This window comes from Acinetobacter sp. BMW17, from assembly GCF_001592855.1.
Classification (GTDB): Bacteria; Pseudomonadota; Gammaproteobacteria; order Pseudomonadales; family Moraxellaceae; genus Acinetobacter; species Acinetobacter johnsonii.
Genome location: NZ_LSOD01000015.1, coordinates 37,017 through 56,615, shown reverse-complemented (window position 1 = coordinate 56,615; position 19,599 = coordinate 37,017). Strand labels below are relative to the sequence as shown.

The 19,599-nt window shown below is 39.1% G+C and carries 20 protein-coding genes; 10 read left to right on the top strand and 10 right to left on the bottom strand.

The genetic code is table 11. From position 1 onward, the window contains the following. Positions 1–2 precede the first annotated feature (2 nt). Complete coding sequence (locus AXW61_RS03390) at positions 3–362, top strand: hypothetical protein (RefSeq protein ID WP_062032388.1); 360 nt, start codon at positions 3–5, stop codon at positions 360–362. 70 nt (positions 363–432) lie between these two features. Here the strand turns inward: AXW61_RS03390 and tfpZ (AXW61_RS03385) are convergent, their stop codons facing one another. The 3 genes from tfpZ (AXW61_RS03385) to AXW61_RS03375 form a co-directional block, all read right to left on the bottom strand. Further along, the gene (gene tfpZ, locus AXW61_RS03385) at positions 433–1,167 is read right to left on the bottom strand and encodes a TfpX/TfpZ family type IV pilin accessory protein (RefSeq protein WP_062032385.1); all 735 of its coding nucleotides are present in this window, start codon (positions 1,165–1,167) and stop codon (positions 433–435) included. A 4-nt stretch (positions 1,168–1,171) separates the two neighbouring features. Next, positions 1,172–1,555, bottom strand: a complete 384-nt coding sequence (locus AXW61_RS03380) for a hypothetical protein (protein WP_062032382.1) — start codon at positions 1,553–1,555, stop codon at positions 1,172–1,174. A gap of 80 nt (positions 1,556–1,635) precedes the next feature. After that, positions 1,636–2,166, bottom strand: a complete 531-nt coding sequence (locus AXW61_RS03375; RefSeq protein WP_062032378.1) for a pilin — start codon at positions 2,164–2,166, stop codon at positions 1,636–1,638. Positions 2,167–2,946: 780 nt separating this feature from the next. On the opposite strand from AXW61_RS03375, the gene AXW61_RS03370 reads away from it, so the two are divergent. The 3 genes from AXW61_RS03370 (at position 2,947) to tfpZ (AXW61_RS03355) (ending at position 5,899) form a co-directional block, all read left to right on the top strand. Next, positions 2,947–3,390 carry a pilin gene (locus AXW61_RS03370; protein ID WP_205630081.1) on the top strand — a complete coding sequence of 148 codons (444 nt, stop codon included), beginning with the start codon at positions 2,947–2,949 and terminating at the stop codon, positions 3,388–3,390. A 350-nt stretch (positions 3,391–3,740) separates the two neighbouring features. Then, entirely contained in the window at positions 3,741–5,156 is a 1,416-nt protein-coding gene (locus AXW61_RS03360) for an O-antigen ligase family protein (RefSeq protein WP_171254043.1), read from the top strand. Then, on the top strand, positions 5,153–5,899 hold the full coding sequence (gene tfpZ, locus AXW61_RS03355; RefSeq protein WP_062032369.1) for a TfpX/TfpZ family type IV pilin accessory protein: 747 nt from the start codon (positions 5,153–5,155) through the stop codon (positions 5,897–5,899). The genes AXW61_RS03360 and tfpZ (AXW61_RS03355) overlap by 4 nt, the downstream gene beginning before the upstream one ends. 53 nt (positions 5,900–5,952) lie before the next feature. On the opposite strand, the gene bfr is transcribed toward tfpZ (AXW61_RS03355), so the two are convergent. The 7 genes from bfr to gmk form a co-directional block, all read right to left on the bottom strand. After that, a complete protein-coding gene (gene bfr, locus AXW61_RS03350; RefSeq protein WP_062032367.1) occupies positions 5,953–6,417 on the bottom strand; it encodes a bacterioferritin in 465 nt (154 codons plus the stop codon). 251 nt (positions 6,418–6,668) lie between these two features. Continuing rightward, positions 6,669–6,863 carry a bacterioferritin-associated ferredoxin gene (locus tag AXW61_RS03345; protein WP_010327639.1) on the bottom strand — a complete coding sequence of 65 codons (195 nt, stop codon included), beginning with the start codon at positions 6,861–6,863 and terminating at the stop codon, positions 6,669–6,671. Between the two features lie 143 nt (positions 6,864–7,006). After that, on the bottom strand, positions 7,007–8,311 hold the full coding sequence (locus tag AXW61_RS03340) for an IS4 family transposase (RefSeq protein ID WP_062032364.1): 1,305 nt from the start codon (positions 8,309–8,311) through the stop codon (positions 7,007–7,009). Between the two features lie 105 nt (positions 8,312–8,416). Further along, positions 8,417–8,800, bottom strand: a complete 384-nt coding sequence (locus AXW61_RS03335) for a RidA family protein (RefSeq protein ID WP_004691470.1) — start codon at positions 8,798–8,800, stop codon at positions 8,417–8,419. Positions 8,801–8,869: 69 nt separating this feature from the next. Continuing rightward, positions 8,870–10,969 carry an HD domain-containing protein gene (locus AXW61_RS03330; RefSeq protein WP_062032361.1) on the bottom strand — a complete coding sequence of 700 codons (2,100 nt, stop codon included), beginning with the start codon at positions 10,967–10,969 and terminating at the stop codon, positions 8,870–8,872. A gap of 223 nt (positions 10,970–11,192) precedes the next feature. Beyond that, positions 11,193–11,474 carry a DNA-directed RNA polymerase subunit omega gene (gene rpoZ, locus AXW61_RS03325; protein ID WP_004978050.1) on the bottom strand — a complete coding sequence of 94 codons (282 nt, stop codon included), beginning with the start codon at positions 11,472–11,474 and terminating at the stop codon, positions 11,193–11,195. Between the two features lie 77 nt (positions 11,475–11,551). Beyond that, entirely contained in the window at positions 11,552–12,175 is a 624-nt protein-coding gene (gmk, locus tag AXW61_RS03320) for a guanylate kinase (protein ID WP_005401338.1), read from the bottom strand. Positions 12,176–12,309: 134 nt separating this feature from the next. Here gmk and ispH point away from each other — a divergent pair, with 134 nt between their 5' ends. The 6 genes from ispH (at position 12,310) to AXW61_RS03290 (ending at position 19,589) form a co-directional block, all read left to right on the top strand. Next, positions 12,310–13,260 carry a 4-hydroxy-3-methylbut-2-enyl diphosphate reductase gene (gene ispH / locus AXW61_RS03315; protein WP_062032359.1) on the top strand — a complete coding sequence of 317 codons (951 nt, stop codon included), beginning with the start codon at positions 12,310–12,312 and terminating at the stop codon, positions 13,258–13,260. A 161-nt stretch (positions 13,261–13,421) separates the two neighbouring features. Continuing rightward, on the top strand, positions 13,422–13,856 hold the full coding sequence (locus AXW61_RS03310) for a prepilin-type N-terminal cleavage/methylation domain-containing protein (protein WP_062032356.1): 435 nt from the start codon (positions 13,422–13,424) through the stop codon (positions 13,854–13,856). 18 nt (positions 13,857–13,874) lie between these two features. Beyond that, complete coding sequence (pilV, locus tag AXW61_RS03305; protein WP_062032353.1) at positions 13,875–14,360, top strand: type IV pilus modification protein PilV; 486 nt, start codon at positions 13,875–13,877, stop codon at positions 14,358–14,360. Beyond that, complete coding sequence (locus tag AXW61_RS03300) at positions 14,350–15,300, top strand: PilW family protein (RefSeq protein ID WP_062032350.1); 951 nt, start codon at positions 14,350–14,352, stop codon at positions 15,298–15,300. Before pilV ends, AXW61_RS03300 begins: the two co-directional genes overlap by 11 nt. Further along, complete coding sequence (locus AXW61_RS03295) at positions 15,297–15,983, top strand: hypothetical protein (RefSeq protein WP_062032348.1); 687 nt, start codon at positions 15,297–15,299, stop codon at positions 15,981–15,983. Before AXW61_RS03300 ends, AXW61_RS03295 begins: the two co-directional genes overlap by 4 nt. Positions 15,984–16,001: 18 nt before the next feature. Continuing rightward, positions 16,002–19,589 (top strand): pilus assembly protein PilC, encoded by a 3,588-nt coding sequence (locus AXW61_RS03290; RefSeq protein ID WP_062032345.1) that lies wholly within the window; start codon positions 16,002–16,004, stop codon positions 19,587–19,589. Positions 19,590–19,599 lie beyond the last annotated feature (10 nt).

Genomic DNA, 19,599 nt, shown 5'->3' with positions numbered 1-19,599 from the left:
ATATGAGCGCACTCAATGAATACTATGCTGCTTTAGAGCGTTTAAAAGTCAATAAGCCGACAATTATTACCAAAGGCTCTGCAATTAATAATGACACTGTTGCACTGGAGGCTGGGCGTAAACGGGGTTCGATTAAGAAGAGCCGTCACGCTGCATTAATTGAGGCAATTGAGCTAGCTGCACAGGAAGCAGGGCAAAATATTCTTTCGCCTGCCCAGCAAATTGAGCAAGCGAAAACTAAGACCAAAGCGGTGAAAAGTGATTATGAGCAGCTGAAAGAAGATTATGAAAAACTGCTGGAAAAGTGCAATTCGCTGTTGCTGGAAAATTTTGAATTGAGGCAAAGTACTCGGACTATTTGATTGATATAGCCACTCAGTTTATGAACTTAGTGGCTTTTTAATAAATGGGGTAAAAAATATGCCGTTAAAATTATTCCCACGGTCTTAAGTCTACAATTTTGATGATAGAGGCGGATTCTTTATTGACCAAAACCACCATATCTAAAGCATTGGCTTTTAGTGGCAGCCATGCATCAGCTTTTGGATAGTTTTTCAAAAATTTTTCCACTTCCTGTTTTTTATTGTAGCGCTCTAGCTGGCTTAATGATAAAGCACGTTGTTGTACTTGTAGTTTAGCATCAATAAATTCAACATAGCGTTCTGGTTGTTGAGCAAGAGAAATACCCCCCAAAACCTCAGTAAAGATATCATCTTGATGTTGCTGAGCGCTCACTGCTGATTTTACTGCAACAAACTGTGGTTTGATTAATGATACATATTGAAATTGCGGCTGAGCTTGATCAATATTGTCTAAAATGATGTCATTTTTTCGCACTAACTCGAAACGATCTGCATGGAATACTAACCATGCAGGACGACCTTGTTCAATACTAAATATCCCATAACATAGAGCCGCAATTTGAATAATAATAATTACGCTTAGGTCAAGTTTAAGTGTTTTCTTACCTTCTTTATAGACCAATAAACCCAAGACTGGTCCGACAATCACGTCGATTGCCAACAGCATTAAAAAGATATGGGTAACGCCAACTGCGCTTGCGAGAGGAGATGGATACCAGATGAAAAAGACAAGTCCAACGACAAGTAAAGCAATCAGAAATGAAATAGATAAGTGGCTTAGAAAAAAAATTAGGCGTTTTGACATATTTTTACTTAAACTTATAATTTTCAGGAACTAAACAGTAGCCAATAATTTTAGGTTGAAATTTAGGTGATAAATGAATACCGAAGTTTTGCTCCACTATACATTCTTGTTTTATATTTGAAATGTCTACCATAATAATTATACCTTTTGGAGATAGATCGTTTCTAGCTGCACAAGCGTAATTCAATGCTAATGAACTGTTTTTAGCGAAGGAGATACTACTTAATTCACCACCAGTTTTTGGTTGAAAACCTTGCTTTTTAATATTTTCAAAATTCACTTCTGCGGTTCCGTGAAAGAGAATATGATTATTATTTTCAATTTCATCTGGAAATTGTCGATAATTACTTTCTTCACCCAATGATTGAAACTTATATTCTTTAATCATAATTTTTTATTTACTCAATAGTTGCTAACTTTTAACAATAAAAAAGACTGGCGCACCAGTCTTTTTAACACTAATTAAAATTAGTAAGTACCTTGACAAGAACCTGGTAAATATTTAATTGGCATTGGGTTGTTACCTGCAGCAGCAGGGCCACATTTCCAGCCTTCAATTGTCTGACCACCAGCCGTAGCGGCAACTAATTCACCTTTAACAACAGCAGCAGTAGCAATACCAGTACCTGCTGCAACAGCAGCCATCATTGGTGTGATACTAATTGAATTTGCAGTAGAAGACGTCTCACCTCCTAGATTTGTTTCATTACCTACAACAGTGATTACGCCATTAGCATCAGCACTACCACTTGCAACCATTTTTGTTGGCTGGATTGAACAGCTTGATTCCAAAATATCACCTAAAGCCTGTGTAGGCGAGTTTTGAACTAAATCCGTAATGATTGTTCTACAAGAAGAACCTGCCAAAATAACTTCAGATACACGCGCTTTAACTGTATAGTTTTGATAAGCAGGAAGTGCAACTGCAGCCAGAATACCGATAATAGCGACCACAATCATAAGTTCGATGAGCGTAAAGCCCTTCTGCATTGTATTCATAACATTCTCCACAAATGTTTTGTTAATTTAATTATAAGCTTTGTAAGCTATTTTAATATTAGCACTAAACGTGCCAATACATGTTACTCAATTATTTCCTATGAAATCAATAGATTGTTTAATAGATTAAAAATCTTAAAAACTTAAAAGTAAATTTATGTAATTAAGTGACAAAAAATGTCAGTTTTATCGGTTTTGAGATATGTAAATATGAAAATTGCTTGTACTGGGAAAAGTTAAATTATTAGCAGCTAAGCGAGCAGAAAACTATGTTGCTTTGGTGGTGGTTGCTTGTGTGGGGATGAAAATAATTTGAAATTGAAAGTGCTGTTGTATACGGAATGTTTCATATATGGGTGAGTAATAGAATGAAACGGCTTAAAGACTTCAAAATAACCGAACGAATACCTCGTGCAGCTGTAAAAGTTGTGTCCATGTAGTTTGGTGATGAAAAAGCGACTAGGCGTATTGTGCTGCATCATGCAAGATGTGTGATTCTTCAGCATAACGAAGAAATACAAAAGTTGGCTTATAAATGAGGCTGAAATTTTTACTCTATTTTTAGCTTGTCAAAATTTTAAAATATCTCACGATTAGTTTGCTTCATAAAATTCATGCTATCGCACTCAGTAAAAGCCATTTTCTGATATGGACAAAACTCAAAAGTTTGCCCATTAAAAAGCATGTCCATATGGACAAAATGAATAATGACGTAAAAATATATAATTCAGTAGTTTAATGCATGTCCATATAAAGTCACTTATGGAATGTTTTCTATTAATGATCGTTGTTGCAATTATTGGTATTTTGGCTGCCGTAGCATTGCCTGCATATCAGAATTACACAATTCGTGCGAAAGTCTCTGAAGGCGTATTAGCTGCTTCAGCTTGCCGTACTACAATCACAGAAGTATTCCAATCTGCAACTGGTAGTTTACCAGCAGACAACCAATGGGGTTGTGAGTCTGCCTCTCAGAGTAGTAAATATGTTGCAGCAGTTGCAACCAAAGGCACAACAGGTAAAGTTCAGGTAACGATGTCTCAAGAGTCTTCTTTAGGAGATGCAACAGGACTCAATATTGTCATGGAACCACAAATGGCTAATGGTAATGCTCCAGCAGCTGGTCAAGCTGTTTATCAATGGAAATGTGGTCCTGTAACTGCTGATGCAGCGAAAGCGAAATTCCTGCCAGGTTCTTGTCGTGATACAGGCTTAACATTCTAATTAAGTCGTCATTATAAAAAGGGAGCATAGGCTCCCTTTTTATATACTTAATGGGAAAGGCATTCCTGCGAAAAATTAAAAATAGAGAGTGTTATTCAGATGAAGCTAAGTTTTTATCTAAGTGCTATATTGCTAATTGTGGCGTGCCTATTGCCAAATCATTATGTACCGTGGCTGGCTTCACATAGTGAATTCACCGCTATTGCTGCAGCCTTTTTTTTATTGATAGCGATTTTTCTTGATAAGAATAAGATTGAATATCCTAAATTTTTTTTGATTTTTCCTATTATAGCATGTATACCTTTATTGCAATGGGTGGGGGGCTGATATTCTTTTTCGGCGATGCATTTATGGCATCTGCTTATCTTTTTATTTTTTTTGCGTTGCTGGTAATTGGTTTTTACATAGGAAAGAATCAAACCATTAGAGAGCCTGTAATATATGGGTTTTGTCTATCTATTTTATTTATTGCTGTTGCTTCTACTTTTATTGCATTAAAACAATGGCTTTTATTAACGAATGGCGGTATTTGGATTGCTGATCTACCTCAAAGGGCTAAACCCTTTGCTAACTTTGGACAGCCAAATACTTTATCAACTTTTTTATTAATGGGGTTTGTTGCTTCATTATATTTATATGAAAAAAAGCATATTCAGTTATTTACATTTATAATTTTATTTACTTTTATTATTTTTGGTGTGGCTTTAGCACAGAGTAGAACGGCTTGGATTGCAATTCCTTGTTTGGTGGCTTATTGGTTGTACAAGTCTAATAGTATCTGTTTTCACTTTACAAAATTTAAAATTCTAACTGTAATCGCAGTTTTTATTTTTTTTATTAACGTACTGCCTTGGTTCTCTGCTCTAATCGGTGTTGTTGATATTGAAAATATAGCCGAACGAGCTTCAACTGGACATAATCGTTTTTATTTATGGCAGCAAATGCTATTGGCAATACAAAATCAACCTTGGTTTGGTTATGGGTGGGGGCAGGTGGGTGTAGCTCAAGTCGAAGTTACGCCTTTACTTCCTTTTCATGAATGGATTACCCATAGTCATAATGTTTTACTGGATATTTTAATATGGAATGGAATTCCAATTGGAATACTAATTATTGCAGTATCTAGCATTTGGATATTCTATTTATTGTTTACAGCAAACTCACTGGAAACAGTTATCTTATCACTCATGGTAATAGCTATTCTTGTGCATGCACAGTTTGAATATCCATTGGAGTATTCTTTTTTTCTAGTGCCATTGGGATTTATGCTCGGATTTATACATAGTGAAAAAGAAACTATTTATCTATTTGTAATCAATAGATTTTCATTGGTTAGTGCAATGATTTTTTCTATAGTTTTATATTTATTGGTTTTTAATGAATATCGAATAGTTGAAAAAGATGTGCAACTTGCAAGATTTCAGTTATTAAATATTGGTAATGTAAAAACTGAGCAAGCGGCTCCAAATTTAATAATTTTAACTCAATTAAGGGAGCAGCTAAGATTTATGAGAACTGAGCCCGAAAAAAATATGACCGAAGAGCAATTAAAATGGATGAAGAAAGTTGCATATCGCTATGCAACTGCTTCAGCATTACATCGTTATGCACAAGCATTAGCATTAAATAATCAGCCTGAATTGGCTAAAAAGCACTTAAAAATTATTAAGCAGTTGCATGGTAAAGATTATAGTTTTAATTCACTTACTGAAAAAAGATATTCTTTAGCTTTTGAATGGAAAAATAAGGATATATCTAAACCATGATTTATTTTTTATCAAAAAGACAAAATTTTTTTCTTGGTCATCTCGCTATTTCCGTCATCATCGCCTTATTGGTGGTGGGTTTGGTATTTTTTATTTGGTATCCATCACCACTTGCCACAGCAGTTGGGGTGAAGCATATCTTTTTGATGATGCTAGCCATCGATGTTATTGTTGGCCCTTTGTTAGGCTTATTGGTCTATAAAGAAGGTAAAAAAACGCTTAAGTTTGATCTTGGGGTGATTATTGCCTTACAAATTTCTGCTCTATGTTATGGCATTTATAGTATTGAACAAGGTCGTCCTGCATGGTTAGTTTTTTATGCCGATCGTTTTGAGTTGATCAGAAAAAATGACCTTCTTTTAGAAAATATTGATCAGGCGCAAACACAGTTTCAACAGGTATCTTGGGTTAAACCGCAATTTGCGACAATCAAAATAACAAAGAATATCCAACAACATCAGAATGATATGTTTACTGAAGTAATGGGGGGGATTTCTCTTGCGCAGAGACCTGAACGTTATGTCGATTTTGTTCAAGCAAAATCACAACTACAACAAAGAGCAAAAAATTTGAAGGAACTTAATCAGTATAATGATGTAAAACAAGTAGATCGTATTTTATCAAAATATCCACAAGCAACGGGTTTTGTTCCGCTTAAAGCCAATGCTGTTGATATGGTTGTTTTAATTAATAAAGAGAAAGGTGAGGTGGTTAAAATTGTTGATCTCCGCCCTTGGAAATAAATTTTTATCAATAAAAAAACCTGCGTGAAGCAGGTTTTTTTATTGATAAAAATTTACATCTGGCTCTGAATATAATTCTCAATACCCACAGTTTCAACCAAATCAAGCTGTGTGGTTGTCCAGTCTAACCATTCTTCTTCTTTTTCTAAAATCTCTTGAACAAGATCTCGAGTAACATAGTCCAACTGTTCTTCAGCGAGCTTAATAGCGGCTTGAATGGATTCAATGTTCTCTTTAGTTTTACGGATATCGCAATTTAATACTTCAACAGTATGTTGGCCGATGTAGAGTTTACCCAAGTGTTGTAAGTTTGGTAGACCTTCTAAAAAAAGAATACGTTCAATAATTTTGTCAGCATGCTTCATTTGACGGATTGACTCTTTATATTCAGCTGAACCGAGTTGTTCAATCCCCCAGTCATTAAACATACGAGAGTGTAGGAAATTTTGGTTAATGGCAGTTAAATGATGATAAAGCACCTGATTTAACTGATTAATTACATCACGATTGCCTTTCATGATAAAGCTCCATTCAAACTGCGGCTTAAAAATAATATCAATAACTTATGAGAAATATCTTAAACAACAAAATGGATTTTGGCGAGTAATTTATAGAACAGCAAATGAAAATCGCAATCAAAAGCATGCGGTATGGAAATCTTATTTTTAGATATTTAAAAAGAAAACCCGCCTAGAGTCATAAGCGGGGGAGGAGCTACTCATAAAGAGTAAGTTTATAATTATGGTTATTTAAAAAACGAATCAAATACCTAGGCAGCAATAGCTAAGCGTGAGGCAATCGCAGAGACTTCAGCACTGATGATTGAGCGTGCTTCTGGTGCACAGCGACCACAGCATGTTCCGAGATCGAGCATCTCACGAACTTCGCGATAACTACCCGCACCATTTTCAACAGCGTCTTTAATATCTTGATCTGTAATACCACGGCATAAGCACACGTACATTTCAGCAAGCCACATGAATGAAATAAGATAAGTGATATTATTGATAATTGTTATCGTTTGTCAATAAAAATCATTTGAAATCTCATTTGTCTTTATTGGAGTTTTGGATAAAAAAAGCCACTCAATCGGTTAATGCCAGTCAGTTAAGAAATTGACTGGCATTTTCTTGGATATTTTTGTGCTTTAATTTTCACTACTCGCGGACATTGCCTTTGCCTTTTTTCAGGTAATACAAATATTTTAGATTGTTCAAATAATTGCGCTAAATGTTTGGGTAGGTTTCCTGCTGATTCTAAAGGTGTGTGCCTTAAGATATTGATAATACTCATAGATGCAACATGGAAACTGATCCTTAAAGGACTCACCTTTGCATGTTCAGCGATAAACCTCATCTGTCTTCTTAAGATATTATATGCAATAAATACCCCCCACAATTCTTGATAGACCAAATCAGGTTGTTTGCTTCTTAAAATCCTTGCATCCTGTAAATCACTTTTAATTTCCCGATAACACATTTCTATTTCCCAACGCTGGATATAAAGCATTGCAAGGTCTTTGAATGGATAAACTTTAGAATCTGTTAATGATGTAATGTAACGTCTTATTTTTCCTGCATATTCAACTTCAATTAAACGTGCTTCCCAATAGTCACCCAATGACGGATTTATCTTTTTTGCTCTTGCTGAAACAGGCATTTTGATCTGAAAGTCATGGGCCGCATTATGATGAATCACTTCATAACGCAGGTTGTCCTTTGCTCGCATCAACCAATGACTCTCTTCTGCCTGAGATTGCCAGCTCACTAAAAAATCAGCAGAGAAGTAAGCACGATCAAATAGGGTAATACTGCGAACTGGTGCTTTTAATTGACTGGCTAAGGTTAATTCACCTTGATCCATACTGCCCATTTGGGCATCAATCATTTCATGGGTATTGGTATTCACCAGGCAAGTCGCTCTAACTTGTGGGTAAGGTGCAGCTGCTGTTTTGCCTTTGGATGAACCAAAGTGCTTAAAGTTTTCTTCTGTATGAGGCATAGACCAAACCACACCATCTACAGCACAAACGCATAGACCGTGAAAGTTGCTATATTGTTGTTGTGAGTCTTTAAACCATGCCTGACTTAATGTCGAAAATAAAGCACTCATGGGTTCTAAGCCTAAGCGTTGTCTTGCTTGTACGGATGCACTCGGTACACAGTATTCTGCCGTGCCGAAAACAAGTTGCAATTGTTGAACCACATACCAAATCGGTTGATTTCGAAATAGAGCAAGTCCGATTACCAGCCAAACAACATGTTCAGCAGGCAGTTTTCTTTTTCGAATTGATGCTTTACCTGTTTGGTCTAAGCAATCTTCAATCCAGTTTAAATCAATCAATTCACTGAATTGTGAAAGTGAAGGTAAGGTTTGTTTTAATGTTAAATCTAGATTCTGAGATAAATTCATAAAAAAAGAGCGTATTTACATACGCTCTTTTTACAGCATTTTAACTTTTTTTGCTTAACTGACTGGCATTAACTCAATCGGTGGCTTTTTCTTAAAAAATATAACTTATTGATTAATAATCACAATGCCATCCATCTCAACCAATGCATTTTTGGGTAGGCTTGCCACACCGAGCGCTGCGCGTGCTGGGTAAGGTTGTGCAAAATATTCACCCATAATTTGGTTGACCAACTGGAAGTTTGAAAGATCGGTTAAGAAGATATTCAACTTCGCGATATCAGCCAGTGTTCCACCAGCAGCTTCACAGACAGCTTTTAAATTATCAAACACACGACGAATTTGTGCTTCAATGCCTTCAACCAACTCCATACTGTATGGGTCTAAACCGATCTGACCAGAAAGGTAAAGTGTATTGCCGACTAAGATTGCTTGCGAATAAGTGCCGATCGCAGCAGGGGCATTTTCAGTATGAATTACTTGGCGGGACATCGTGTTCTCCTATTATATTCACCGTCAATCATAGCCTAGATCGGCATTAAAATGTGCGGATTTAAACAATTAACTCGCAATCGATGTTTCCGCAATGCTCACTGGTTGAGCTAATCGACTGATACGTGGGAAGCCAAAATGCATGCGTAGATCGCGAATGATTTTTGCGATTTGCTTACGGTTGTGTACCACAACATTGACATAAGTCTTATCGTCTTGATTACGTACCATTTCGACCCCAATTTTTTCTTTGCGGCATTGATAAATCAGGTCGGAAATTTGTTCGTCATCCATCGCCATGTTAATCAATAAATACGCAGTGAAACTAATTTCTTCTTCATTCTCATTGGTCCACTGCAACGGCATGATGTTTTCAGGATGTAGATGTTGTTCATGCAGGAGGTTGTGACAACGCGCACGATGCACAATAAGTCCGCGGCGTGATAAATGACCTTGAATTGGGTCACCCAACACGGGGTTACAGCAATGTGCGTATTTGACATCAACGCCTTCAGTACCTTGAATGAGTCTGTCAGATTCCTGTGCACTTTGGTCATGCGCAAACAAATGATTCGCGACCAACTGCGGCAGTAAATCGCCCACGGCAATTTGCTCAAACAATTGGTCTTTAGTTTCGATATGTCGCCATTGTAAAAGTTCTAACCAGTCTGATTCTGTTAAATCTTTAATGGATACATTGAATAGCTTTAAAGCGCGATTTAAAGCTTGCTGTCCAACGAGGCGTTGTTCTTCGATGTCTTGCTCACGCAGTATATTTTGTAAGGCACGGCGGGCTTTTTGCGTGTTGACGAAGCTGAGCCAATCTGGATTTGGGGTGGCCAAGACATCGGTTATAATTTCAATCACCTGACCACTGTGCAATGGCGTAGAAAGTGGTTTAGTTTCCCCATTGATTTTCGCACCTACCGCATGGTTGCCCAAAAATAAGCTGGCAGAGTAGGCAAAATCGACTACCGTTGCACCTTGTGGTAACTCGTGTAGATGACCTTGTGGGGTATATACCCAAATTTTCTCTTGGTGTAAATAATCGAGTAGTTCACTAAAAGTGGTTTTGGCACAGGCTCCATCGATCAAGACATTCAAGTTCTGCATCGAGGCTTGAATCGCAGAGCGGCAAGCTTGTGGAGCACTGTCGCCCAGCACTACACCAAAACGCGCCGCTTTACGCATCAGTTCGGTTTGAATGGTTACTGATAATGTTGTGTTTTCACCTTTTAAGCGTAGTAGCAGTGATTGGTTGCCACCTGGAAGGGGTTTACGAATATGGTCTGCAAAGTGTAAAACTTGAAAACTCTCTCGCAACACATCGGCTAAGCGGTCACAGTCAGCAATGCTATTTAGAATAATTTCAAAGGCGTGACTATGCGTGAGTTCATGTAGATCAATGTCATTTTTTACAAAGTGGCGTAATAGTTCGATATTGTTATTTTTCTTTTTAATGCGACCTGAGATTTGATGGGTTTTTAATAGCTCAGTAAGATTATTTTCCCATTTGCTTTGATATTCACAGCGTTTGGGTTTGGTTTGTAGGAGGGCTTCTTGGACATTGTTATACATGTCGAGATCAAGGTTTTGATAACACAGATGTTCGAGGTTATCGCCCATCTCATTCATGCCAACAATACGTGCCATTGGGACAAAAATATCAAAGGTTTCTTGGGCAATACGCGCACGCTTATCGGGGCGTAGTGCATCCAAGGTGGTCATGTTGTGATAGCGGTCAGCCAGTTTAATAATAATGACACGTGGGTCTTGTAGTGTGGCTTGCAGAATTTTTCGGAAAGAAGCGGCTTTATTATATTCTTTATCACTGGATTGGCTAAGTTTGGTGACGCCATCGACCAGTTCGGAGACGGTTTTTCCAAATTTTTCTGCAATATCTTCTTTGCTAAAGTCTGTGTCTTCAATCACATCATGTAAAAGTGCCGCCATCAGGGTTTCAGCATCTAGACGCATATGCGCTAAAATACAACTGACCGCAATCGGGTGCAAAATATAGGGTTCGCCACTTTTACGGGTAATACCATCATGGGCAATATCCGCATAATCACAGGCCGCAAGCACTCGCTCGACGTCGCTTTCAGTTAAGTAAGCATCGATAATAGTTTTGAGCTGTTGTTTAGCTTGGCTGACCATTGGGCCTGGCATAAAACACCTTTAAGACGTAGCAATTACAAGAAAATTTTACTGATCCTCTAATGAAAAACATATTGCATGAGTTGTCAAATTTTTCATTGAGAGAAAAGCAAAAAAGATACACCTAAACCACGATGAATCCTATCTTCTAGTTATAACGTGTATTGGATAAATATAAAAGTTATCCAATAAAAAAGCCTAGTTAAAAACTAGGCTTTTAAGCGATAAATTTTTCTTATTGGAAAGAAAAACCATCTAAATTCAAATTGTTTGCAGACAGTGCAAGATCAAGACTCGAAGTTTGGTAGTCTTGCTCACGTTGTTTCAAAATATCTTTGGAAACATGACCGATAGCGATTTCACGTAATGCAACAACAGTCGGTTTGTCATTGTCCCACTCAACAGTAGGTTCAATGCCTTGACGTGCCAATTGACGCGCGCGTTTGCTTGCCACTAGTACAAGCTCAAAGCGGTTGTCTACATGGTCTAAACAATCTTCAACGGTTACGCGTGCCATAAGAGTTCTCGTTACAAAGGCTAAAATTAAACAGACTGTGCAGTATAAAGTGCTTTGTCTGTAGACTCAAGTTTTAATCACTTTTCAACAGGGGTGATCAGCTCAGAAATCATTTTCTGATGACGGCTCGCTTGCTGTGTAATGACTAAACGATTGGCAATAATCACAGACTCAAGATCATGCAAAGCTTTATTGAAGTCATCATTAATAATCACATAGTCGAAGTTAACATATTGTTGCATGTCTTCAACTGCACAGCCTAAACGCCGCTCAATCACTTCAACAGAGTCTGTGCCGCGGTTAGACAGACGTTGACGCAGATCAAACTGGCTTGGTGGTAAAATGAAAATTTGTTTAGAGTCAGGAAAAAGCTTACGAACTTGCTGTGCGCCTTGCCAGTCAATTTCTAATAGAACATCATGACCTTTCGCCAGTTGTTCTTTCACTGTAGCTTGCGCTGTGCCGTAGTAATTACCAAAGACTTCGGCGTATTCAATAAAACCACCTTGTTCAACCAAGGCTAAAAATGAGTCTTTTTCGGTAAAATGGTAATGTACACCATCAAGTTCGCCGGGACGTTGCCCACGTGTAGTATGAGAGACAGAAACGTGAAGATTCGTTACACGGTCAAGGAGGGCTTTTACGAGGGATGTTTTGCCTGTTCCTGAAGCTGCAGAAACGACAAACAAGAGACCCGACATGATATTTTTCCTGATATGATAAAATATCTTCTCTATTTTAGAGCAGACAAGGTTTAAACGAAATAGCAAGGCGTCACTTTGTTTGCATTTATTTTATTAGTTTCCGCTGATTGAAAGGTGGTATCGAGGAACATATGGAAATTGTATTGGCCAATCCACGTGGTTTTTGTGCAGGTGTTGACCGTGCGATTGCCATCGTAAATCGTGCGCTTGAGTGCTTTAATCCGCCCATTTATGTACGACATGAAGTGGTACACAATAAATTTGTCGTAGACGATTTACGCCAACGTGGCGCAATTTTTGTCGATGAATTGGATGAAGTACCTGATGACAATATTGTAATTTTTAGTGCACATGGGGTCTCTAAAGCGGTACAGATCGAAGCCGAACGTCGTGGTTTAAAGGTTTTTGATGCAACCTGTCCATTGGTGACCAAGGTTCATATTGAAGTTACTAAATATGCCCGTGAGGGGGTTGAGGCCATCTTAATTGGTCATGAAGGCCACCCTGAAGTTGAAGGTACCATGGGGCAATATGACCTGAAAAATGGTGGTGCGATTTATTTGGTTGAAGATGAGCAAGACGTGGCTGATCTTCAAGTGCATCATCCTGAGCGCGTGGCTTTTGTGACCCAAACTACTTTGTCGATCGACGATACTGCAAAAGTGATTGATGCTTTACGGGCGAAATTTCCTGAGATTCAAGGGCCACGTAAAGATGACATTTGTTATGCGACTCAAAACCGTCAAGATGCGGTGCGTGATTTAGCAACCCAATGTGATGTGGTGTTGGTGGTCGGTTCGCCAAACTCATCGAATTCGAATCGTTTACGAGAATTGGCCGAGCGAATGGGTAAAGCCGCTTATTTGGTCGATAATGCAGATGAGCTTCAACAGGCATGGTTTGAAAATATCACCAAGGTTGGCGTCACAGCGGGTGCATCTGCACCTGAAATTTTAATTAAGCAAGTGATTCAACGATTACAAGATTGGGGTGCAACACCGCCACAAGAGCTTGCTGGAACGGAAGAAAATATTACCTTTAGTTTGCCAAAAGAGTTACGTATTGCGGTAACTCAAGCCTAAAAGGTGGATTGGTTAACATTCTAATTTTATTGAAAAATTGACAGATGATTGTAAATTGGCAATCATCTGTTTTTTTATGCCTTTTATCCTGAAGTGTGAGGGTTTTGTAAAGTTGTTGGTTACTATTTTTAATAGGGCAATGTTTGTGTCTTGGGGGGAGTATGCGACAAAAAGAAAACGGGTTCACCTTAATTGAGTTGATGGTGACCATTGCGGTGATGGCAATTATCGCGATGATGGCGGCTCCGTCTTTTATCCAAATGGTTCGGAGTAATCAATTGCGAAGCGATACCCGTGATTTTGTGGATTTATTGAGCGAAACGAGATCAGAAGCGATTTTTAAACAGAGTGATCGGGTCGTAGCGTTAGATAGTAGTGTGGCAACACCTTTTAAAACTTGGGTGCCAACGCATGTCACAAAAACGAGTGGGGATAGCAGTGTGACTTTTAATCGTTTGGGGCAGACCAGTGTTTCCACAAACGGACAGTGCTTTATTTTTGAACACAGTAGTGATGCTGCGTTAAAAGCATATGTGTATGTACAAAAGGGTGGAACGGTTGTTTACAATAAAGCGGCAACAAGTTGTCCGACTTGAGGGGAAGGAATAATAAAAATGATGAAACGTCAAACGGGAGTTGGGTTGGTGGAGGTGCTTGTGGCTTTAGTACTTCTAAGTATTGCTGTATTGGGGTTTGTGGCATTACAAATTAGAGCCATCACGGCTAGCAACGAAGCGACGATGAATGTTCAGGCGACCAATATTGCCCGAGATTTGGCGGAGCGGATGCGTATGAATCGGGATGGGTTGGTGGGATATGTTGCGAATACCGATACCACGAATTGCGCAACTGCATTTTGCTCCCCTGAAGATATGGCTAAATACGATTTTAGACTAGTAAGCAGCCGTGCAACTGGCTTGGGTATGAGCATGAATGTGCTTAATTGTGAAGGGTCTACCTTAGTGCGTAAATGTGTTTATGTGGCGTGGGAAGAAACAACAGCGACCAATGGTACAAGTAGTTCTGATTGCACCAATGGTGCAGCCTATGTGCCAAATGCGAAATGCATCATCATGGAGGTATATAACTATGGCTCATAAGCGATATACCTCAGGTTTCACCCTCATGGAGTTGATGATTGCTTTAGCATTAGGATTGTTAATTGTTGCCGCAGGTTTGGCTGTGTTTTTGAGTAGTCAGCGTTCTTTGGGTTTACAGTCTGGCATGAGTGAGTTGCAGCAAAATGCGAACTTTGGAATGTCGCTCGTTACACATGATTTGAGACATACCAATTTAAATACTGCCTCTTCACATAGGGTGAATAATTATAACAATGGTTCGGGGATTATTTTTAAAAAAGAAAATCTACCAACTGCATTGCAAGCAACAGCTAATTTAGAAGCTGAATTTGTTACTTTGCAAAATAAGGATACTGACAACACTACTGGGACAAGTGATCGGTTAACTATACAATATGTCCCTGCAAGCAGTGAGATTTTTAATTGTGAAGGCGTACGGGTGACGAATGCGTCCTCGAAAACCATTGTGCAACGTTATTATGTTGCAGAAAGTCCACAACAAGTAACGGGTGAGCCGACCTCGTATTCGCTGTATTGTGATGCTGCTTCTTATGATGGTGCAGGGCTAGTCGGTTTAAATACCAATGCACAACAAATTATGCAGCGGGTCGATGCGTTTAAAGTACGCTTAGGGGTAAAAAATCCTGCGGGTCAGTTACGCTATATGACAATTGATCAATATATTGCAGCGATGGAGACAATCCGTGCAGCTTGTGCCACCCCAATAGTTGAAGATACCTGTTCAAAAACCTATTTGAATGTTGTTTCTATGGAGATTGGTATTCTGTCTCGGTCTACAGGAACAATTGGTGCAGATGCAAATTTAAATACTCAAACCAGCTTTAATGTTGCGGGAACTCCAGTCACGCTTTCAGGGGATGTAGCAGTAAATAAGCGATATTTGCGTCAGGCGGTAAATCAAGTGGTCGCCATTCGTAATACCTTGGGAGCATCATCATGAAACAACAAAAAGGCGCAACACTCATTACGGTATTGGTCATTTTGATCGTTATCACATTACTGGGGACTATAGCGGTAAAAATGGGGATTGTGGGTTTAAAAATTGCAACCAATAGTCAGGTGAATGCGTTGTTGTTAGAAAACTCTGATTCAGCGTTGTTTAATATTGAAAACCCTACTGAGGTTGAAAGACAACTGGCCTTGGATGGTATGTTTGCTTATTTTAACTCGTCTGCCAATGCAAATGACGAATTGGTATTTTGCTATCGCGCATCGGAAAATTCTTTCTTTAAATTATCTAAAGCTAGCGCGATTACAGAGAATGGATCAACGATCAAGATTGGTGTTGATGGCTTTTGTAAAGCCAATCAATTTGCAATGGGGCGTTCTGCAGTGCTGTCACAAGTGTATTTAACCAAAAATGCAATAACCTCTACACCATTTGGTGGTGTGCCAAAAGGAACAAGTCTTGGACAAAGTAATGTGCCGGTAACCATGCATAATATCGGGGCGACTGTCATTTCAGTCTTACCGAGTTTTGCAGGTGCGACTACTACGCAAATAGAGAACTGTTTTAAGCAGCGGGCTTCGGCCGTGGGGGCATGTTTTGATGGGTTAGGTATTCCCTATAACATGCAGCATTCGGACTATACCGTTGGCGGTCAGCCGAAGTTGGTATCGTAAAGAAAGAGGATTGAAAAAATGAAAAAATTAAATCAAAAAAATGCGCTTTCTGCTACGGTGTCGATGCTCATGACTTTAACCGTATGTAGCAGTGTGTCACAAGCCAGCGATATTGATATTTATAGCAATGCAACTGGTGGAAAAACCACCATTACCATGATGCTGGATACCTCAGGGAGTATGGGCAATGGTCTTCTTTATTATAGTACACGTTTTGGTTTTTTTAATGGAGATCATATTACAGATAGTCTACAGGACGATTATGGAGTTTGTGTGAATGCAAATTCCACTAGATATGAAAGTAATTCGGATATCCGTACAGAGGTGAAAACTGTTACATTATCGGATAACACGACTGTTAATTACACAAGATATTATTGTAGGGTAAGAAATTCATCATCGGAATATACAAGACTAAAAAATGAAGGTGTTTGTACCGAGTCAGGCACTGAACTACGATGTTTCGACCGGTTAACTCGATTAAAAGATGCTCTAATTAGCGTATTTCAAGATGCTGAAATTAAAGATAATAATATTCTTATTGGATTAGGGCAGTATTCTAGTTCAACTTCAAGTAATGAAACCTCAAGTAATGCTGATGGAAGTACTGGACGAATTCTAGTTGCAGCAAAGCCGATGGATAATACGCATAGTGATAATTTAATCAAGGCTATTGTCAATTTATCCCCATATGGTGGTACACCTACAGCCCATGCTTATGCTGAGATTGGTGCATATATGTTAGGTAGGACAACTAAAGGCAGTAGTCAGAATACTGGTAGTGGTTTTGATAAATCTAATACTACAGATATAAAGCAAGACAATAAATATAAATCACCGTTTGGCACAACTCTACCTTCCCCAACAGACACATGTAATGGTCAAGGTATTTATTTCTTAACTGATGGTGCACCCAACAGTTCGAATAATTCATCTAAATTGATGAGGCGAGCATTAGGTCTTAGTAGTGATTTTTCGGATTCAGGTGGATTGCCTAATGGAAGTGAAAATAATAATCAAATGAGTTATGTGGGAGCGTTCGCTAAAAAAATACGGTCTGATTACAATATAAAAACAGCCGTAGTTGGGTTTGGTAAAGAGTTTGCCGTAAATGCTAATACCGTTAAATTGCTAGTAGATCCTGTAACAGAAAAAACAAGACCTTACTATGACTGTAATCAATTATCAGGTGATCCTAAAAATGCCTGTAACTGGGGAGCTAAATCGCATCCTGATTTACCAAGTACTGTTGGCGGTTTTGGTAATGGAGGTTTTTATTCGGCACAATCCACGCAAGATATTATAGACAGTATTAAATATTTTGTTGATGATGTTAAGCCTGAATTCGAGCCGATCGCCACAGGTTCGCCTACCCTACCACAAGACGCATTGAATCCACTACGCATTCAACCTTATGGTTATTATGGGTCATTTACACCGAAACCTCAGGAGTCTACTCAGCTTTGGGTCGGAAATATGAATAAATATCATATTTTTAACGGTGAACTATATAATGCAAGCAAAACTATTCGCTTAATTAAGGCAGATGGTTCGCTTGACGCAGCCGCCAAAGGGCTTTGGACCGACGAGGGCATGAAAGGACAATTGCCTTTGGGTTTAAGCACCAATGCCGCAAATGAAAAAATTGCCAACCGTACTCTTTATACCAATCGGGAAATTACAGGTACTGCGGCTCCGTATGCAGCAAGTGAAATCGGTTCACTGAAAAAAGTGAATGTGACAACTTTATTTGGTACGGGCACTACAGCGTTATTTGCCAATGACCCAGATAAAAATTACTGGTTGAATTTGCTTGGTTACAATGTTGCTGCAACAGGAACGGTTACTTTGGCCGACCTTATAACCAAACCTGAACTACGTCAGGTCGGTTCGGTCATGCACTCAACCCCTATCTTGCTGACCCAGTCAGGTAAAATTTCATACACTTCTGGCACTATTGACACCACTGATCGTGACGATTACTTATTATTCGGTAGTACACAAGGATTATTGCATGTCGTACGGGCAGGCAAAAATGCAACTGATGCAAATCGTGGTAAAGAGGTTTTTGCCTTTGCGCCAAACGAAATGATGCAAAATCAAAAGAATGCTTTTCTATCTGAAACCAGTAGTACCTTGGGCAAAAATAACCTGTTCTACGGTATAGATGCACCGTGGACGGCTTATACCCATTATGTTGCAACAGCAGATGGAACATTGACCGTTAACGACTCAGGTCGTGTTGCACAAAATGCCAGTGGTGATGATATTGCCATTAAAGGTTTGCAGTGGGTCTATGGTGGTTTGCGTATGGGAGGCAAAAGTTATTACGCCTTGAATTTATCTGACTTAGATAATCCAGAGCTCAAATTTCACATCGACCCAGCCAACTCAAAAATTTATAAATCAAGTTCCACAACCACAGGTGTAACCGCTCTAAGCTATATGGGACAAAGCTGGTCTAAACCGACCATTGCTTATGTGAATTTTGGTGGAGTGAAAAAACTAGTCATGTTTGTGGGTGGGGGTTATGACCCTGATTATGAAAATGCAGCATATGACCAAAGTACCACCACAGGTGGTGGTGCGGGTGTCTATATGTTTGATGCCAATAATGGCGACTTGCTTTGGTGGACCAGTGCCAATGCAACAGCAGCAGGTGGTGCAGAAGCATTTACCGATGCAAGTGCAGATAATATTAACATGAAATACAGTGTTGTCAGTCAGATTAATGCGATTGATCGTGATAGCGACGGTTTGGTCGACAACTTATACTTTGGTGACTTAGGTGGACAAGGTTTCCGTGTCGACTTAAATAACGCTGCCACGGGTGCCGATGCAAGTGCTAAAAAAGCGAATTTTGCTAAACGTGTTGTACGCTTATTTGATGAACATGCAACAGGTGGGGCAAGCCCTCGCTTCTATGAAATGCCAAGTGTGTCTATACATGACAGCGATGATGGCTATGTTGCTGCCGTTGCGTTTAGCTCAGGTAATCGCAGTTCACCATTGGTTGGGGCGGCTGGCACGAATCAGGCGGGTTCAGCAACCAGTGCATTAGATGGCGTATTTGTGGCTTATGATAAAGATGTTGCAAAAAGGGATCTTTATGGTACGCCAACATTAACCACCCCGACAGCGCTGTCTTCCTTAAACAGTAACATGAGTACAGGTGTTGCAATTAATGGAAATAGCGGTTGGAAATATACTTATTCAAGTACTGCAGGTGCTTATAAAGGAATGAATGAGCTGTATGCCTTAGATGGCATTTTGTATGTCAATGTGTTTCATCGTGATGGTACAGGTATTGGGGGGAAATGTGGTGCTGGAGTAAAAGGAGATTCTTATATCTACCAGTTCTGTTTGCCTACCGGAAAATGTTCATTTAGCACTACAGTTTCAAATACTCCAAATCGAGTAAAAATAGGAGCGGGTATTTTAGGAAGTGGTATTGGTCAAGACTTAGGAGGACGTAATAGTAAATTGGTAGTTCCACACCCGACCTCTTTAGACTGTACGACAACTGCAAATAAAAATAAGCCTGAATGTCAACAGTTTACCACCACAGCGAAACTTAGACAGTTACGTTGGTATGAAACTCGTTAAGGGGTAAATC